We start from the raw sequence: 4509 nt of genomic DNA, 5'->3' as shown, positions 1-4509 counted from the left end.
AGTGGTAGTTTTACTTTATGATACCACTGGAGGTTTTTTATTTCATCTTTTTTTCGAATTGGAAATTAGGGTTTTATTTATAATATCCTTACCACTTTTAAGAATTCAAACAGAACACATAAAACTTATAATTATATTTTTTGGTCTTATTATCTCTTTAAGATACTTTTGGTGGAGAACGTTTAACACTATAAATTTAGATGAAGGCTTTCTTAATGCCATTTTTTCAATTTTATTATACTTAGCTGAGCTTTATTCTTTGATAATTCTCTTATTAGGTAGTTTTATATCTTTAAGGTTGTTAGATAGAAAACCTATTCCAATTCAAAAAAGAGAGGATTATCCAACTGTAGATGTATTCATCCCTACGTACAATGAACCGGTAGAAATAGTTATGACAACTGCATTGGCTGCAGTATCTATGGATTATCCAAAAGAAAAGTTTAACGTTTATATACTAGATGATGGAGGAACTACTCAAAAACTCAACGACCCAGACCCAGAAAAAAGAAAAGAAAATTATGAAAGAGCTATGGCTCTTAAAAGTTTTGTTAAAAGAGTAGGAGGTAATTTACACTATCTAACTAGAGAAAAAAACTTACATGCAAAAGCGGGAAATATAAACGAAGCTTTGAAAAAAACAAACGGAGATTTAATACTTATATTGGATTGTGACCATACTCCTGCTGAAGATTTTTTGAAAAGAACTGTAGGATTTTTCAATAAATACCCAAAAATGTTTTTAGTTCAAACTCCTCACTCTTTTTACAATCCAGACCCTATAGAGAAAAATCTTGGAATATTTAAAATAGTCCCATCGGAAGCGGATATGTTTTATAAACATATCCAAAAAGGTCTTGATTTTTGGAGTGCATCTTTCTTCTGTGGTTCAGCTGCTATCCTTAGAAGAAAATACCTTTTAGAAGTAGGTGGAATACAAGGTAATACAATTACAGAAGACGCAGAAACAGCATTGGAACTACACTCAAGAGGATATGACAGTGGCTATTATGCAAGACCTATGGTTTATGGTCTTCAACCGGAAACATTTTCGGCATTTGTAGTCCAAAGGACCCGCTGGGCTCAAGGAATGATACAAATCTTTTTATTAAAAAATCCTTTGTTTAAAAAAGGATTAAAATGGTATCAAAAATTGTCATATCTAAATGCAAATATCTTTTGGTTTTTTGGATTTGCAAGATTTATATTTTTAATAGCACCAGTTTTATACCCTATCTTAGGAGTTAGAATTTACAACGCATCTTTAGAAGATGCTATGGTATACGCAATTCCTCATTTTATTTTTTCAATTCTTGTCTCTTACTACTTGTATGCAAAAACCAGATGGAATTTTTTCTCAGAAATCTACGAAGCTATACAGTCAATCTTTATTTTACCTGCGATTATAAGTGTTATCCTAAATCCCCGTAAACCTACATTTAAAGTTACACCAAAAGGAGAAAATCTAGAAGAAGAATTCCTAACACCTTTTTATAAACCTGTTTATATACTTTTCCATATTATAGTAATTTCGTTTTTCTTTAGTGTTTATAGGTGGATTAATTATCCGGATGAAAGAGGAACTGTTTTAATCGTCCTATTTTGGCAGATATTTAACTTCTTGATACTAGGTTTAGGAATAAGTATTTTATTAGAAAAACCTCAAAGAAGAAAAGCATTTAGAGTACCTTCAAACGATGAAGCTTTTATATATATAAATTCTCATGTTTTTTCAGGTAAAGTAAGAGACGTATCTCTTACTGGAATATGGATAGAAACAGACCAAGATATAACACCTTATTTAGACGTAGTAAGAGACGCTTATATAAAAGTTATGATAAAAGATGTTGATAACTTGGCTTTTACTCTAGATGCAAAGGTAGTTAACGCAAATTCCAAAAATATAAGAGCTACATTCTTAAATACAAACGATATAGAAAATATTACAAAACTTGTTAAAGTAGTTTACTCTGATAGTTCAAGATGGGAAATTTTCAGAGAAGAGCTAACGATGGGTCCAATAAAAACATTTCTTTTCCTAACAAAGCTCTTTTTTAAAACTTTTTCTAAAGCCTATGTGGTAGCAACACAAGAGTTTATAAAAGAGATGAAAGAGATTAGATACAAAGATATTTTAAAGTCTTTTTCTTTGAAACTCTTATCGTATGGTAAAATATTTAAAAATATAGATTACAAAAAATATCTTAAGGGAGGAACACCTTAATGAAAATCTTTAAAGAAGATACTTTAAAAAAAGAAGATATTAAAAAAAATGAGATTACACAGGAAAAAATAGTTTTTCCTGTAAGTTTAGAAGATGTAAAAACCTTTTCTTTAGATAAGGTTTTAATAGCAACATTACAGGATATAGTGGATATAAAAGATTATAAAGAATTTATGAGTGTATGTGGCCACTCTTTTTTTGACAAAAACAATCTTTTCTTAGAAAGTTTAAAAAATTTAGGAGATGAAGATATAGAAAAAATTTGGTACATAATTAACAACTTTTTAATTTACAACAGTTTAGGTACATCTCAAATAATAATTGATACCAAATCTAAAGAGATTTATATAAAACATTTTGATTCTCCTTTTGTTTTTTTATCTGAAAGAACAAAAGGTAAAAAAGTCTGTGAGTTTTTATCTGCTTTTTATTCCAAAATACTAAGTCGGATTTTTGACGAAAATATAAAAATAGAAGAACAGGAGTGTAAGAATGAGGGTAAATCAAATTACTGCTTATTTAAAATGGTTTAGTTTTCTAATTGTTTTGATGGTTTTTAAATTTTCAATAGGAGAAGAAATTACGGTTCCTTTAAAAGATATTGCATTTAGAGACCCTAATTTAAGGAGTATTCAAGCTGAATATACAATAAAACTTCCAATTCCATCTCGTTATTTAGTAAAAAATATATATCTACATTTAGAAGTTGAAAAATCTTTATCCTTAGTAAAAGAAAGAAGTAGTTTAGCTGTTTTTTTTAATAACAAGCTTATAACACAAAAACCTTTTGATCCCCTTTTAGATATTATGGTTATAAATACAGAACTTCCTATCAACAACATCGAACCTTTTAATGATATAAAAATTAGAGCAATTCATCATTACTGTATAAACTGTTGTGAATTTGAAGCTAGTCCTGAGTTATGGTCTAAAATAGATTTAGAAAATAGTTATGTAAAAATAGTTTATGAAGAAAAACCTATCTTAGAAGACACATTGTTAATTAGAGATTACGTTTTAGACCCCAAACTTTTTAATCCTGTAAAATTAGGCATAATGACAGAAAGTGAAGATGACAGATTGCTATCTTTGGCTTCAAAATTGGCAGGATATATAGGAAGTTATATAAGGTACAGAAAAATAAAAATAGATTATCTGAAAAGTATACCAACAGATGAAGATGTATTTATTGTAGGGTCTAAAGATTTTGTGAGAAAAATTCTTAATTTAAATGAAGGAAATGTTCCAGATATATACATTTACCCAAACCCAAATAATATAACGAAAGCTGTAGTAGTTATAACAGGTAACAGTTACGAAGAGATAAGAAAGTCTTTAATAAGTTTTATGAGTATAAAAGAGCCTGTTTATACAGGTAGGTATTACAGTATTAACAATTTAAAGGAAGCTAATTTATCAAACTATCAATACTTTGTTAACATTCCTTTAGGAAAAAGGGTTTATATTAGCCAACTTGGATATGAGGATTTTAGTTTTAAAGGTATATATCCACCACCAGCAGTTGTTGAATTTAGAATTCCTCAGGGTTTGTATATAGAGAAGAATAAGAAAATAAAGTTCCATTTTGCATTTAACTATGGAGCCGGAGCACGAGAAGATTCCGTAATTAACATATTTTTAAATGATAAATACATCACTTCCTTGAAGATGGAAAAAAGGTATGGAACAGTGTTGGAGGAGAAGGATATAGATATTCCTTCTTACTTGTTGGCTCAAGGTTTAAATAAATTAAAAATAGAGTATGCTATGATGGCTCCAGGAGGAGGATACTGTATCTCTCCAAATATAGAAACGTTAAGAGGAACATTTTTTACATCAAAATCTTATATAGAGATTCCTAAAATGCCTTACTGGTTTGAAATGCCGTACCTTGAATACTTTGTAGATTCCGGATTTCCTTACACTATGCATGCGGATTTAAAAGAAACTGTTTTTTTCATCAACGAAAAAAATGATAAAATAATATCAGCTATATTAACTCTTTCTTCTTATATTGGTTCAAAAGTAGGAACACCTCCTTTCGGACTAAGAGTTTACAGTGATATAAACGAAGACTTAAAAAACAAACATATCATATATATTGGAAGAAGTATTCCACTAGAACTTCAAAAGAATTCTCCTTTAAAAATTTCTGATACAGTAGATATTTCTATTCCTATCATCAAAAGTTTAATAAATGGAAAATTCTTTGAAAGATTAAAGAAGGATACTTCCCATATAGCTAAACTAAACTACACAAACGCTCTTACAAATCAAATTTTCTT

General features: G+C 29.0%; 3 protein-coding genes. All 3 read left to right on the top strand.

What is annotated here, in order from left to right; translation table 11 throughout:
* A partial coding sequence (gene bcsA / locus NE054_RS07135; protein ID WP_297890153.1) for a UDP-forming cellulose synthase catalytic subunit occupies window positions 1-2224 on the top strand: 2224 nt, incomplete at its 5' end.
* A complete protein-coding gene (locus NE054_RS07130) occupies window positions 2224-2757 on the top strand; it encodes a V4R domain-containing protein (protein ID WP_297890151.1) in 534 nt (177 codons plus the stop codon). The genes bcsA and NE054_RS07130, both read left to right, overlap by 1 nt.
* Window positions 2717-4509: cellulose biosynthesis cyclic di-GMP-binding regulatory protein BcsB (locus NE054_RS07125; RefSeq protein WP_297890149.1), on the top strand; the 1793-nt coding region annotated here is incomplete at its 3' end. The genes NE054_RS07130 and NE054_RS07125, both read left to right, overlap by 41 nt.

The organism is Sulfurihydrogenibium sp., assembly GCF_027448985.1.
Taxonomy (GTDB): Bacteria; Aquificota; Aquificia; order Aquificales; family Hydrogenothermaceae; genus Sulfurihydrogenibium.
The sequence above is the reverse complement of the archived record's forward strand: the minus strand, read 5'-3'. Positions and strand labels throughout refer to the sequence as shown.

Bases quoted from the DNA above. Each gene is read 5' to 3' on its own strand.
- NE054_RS07130 (WP_297890151.1), top strand. From the start codon at position 2,224: ATGAAAATCTTTAAAGAAGATACTTTAAAAAAAGAAGATATTAAAAAA.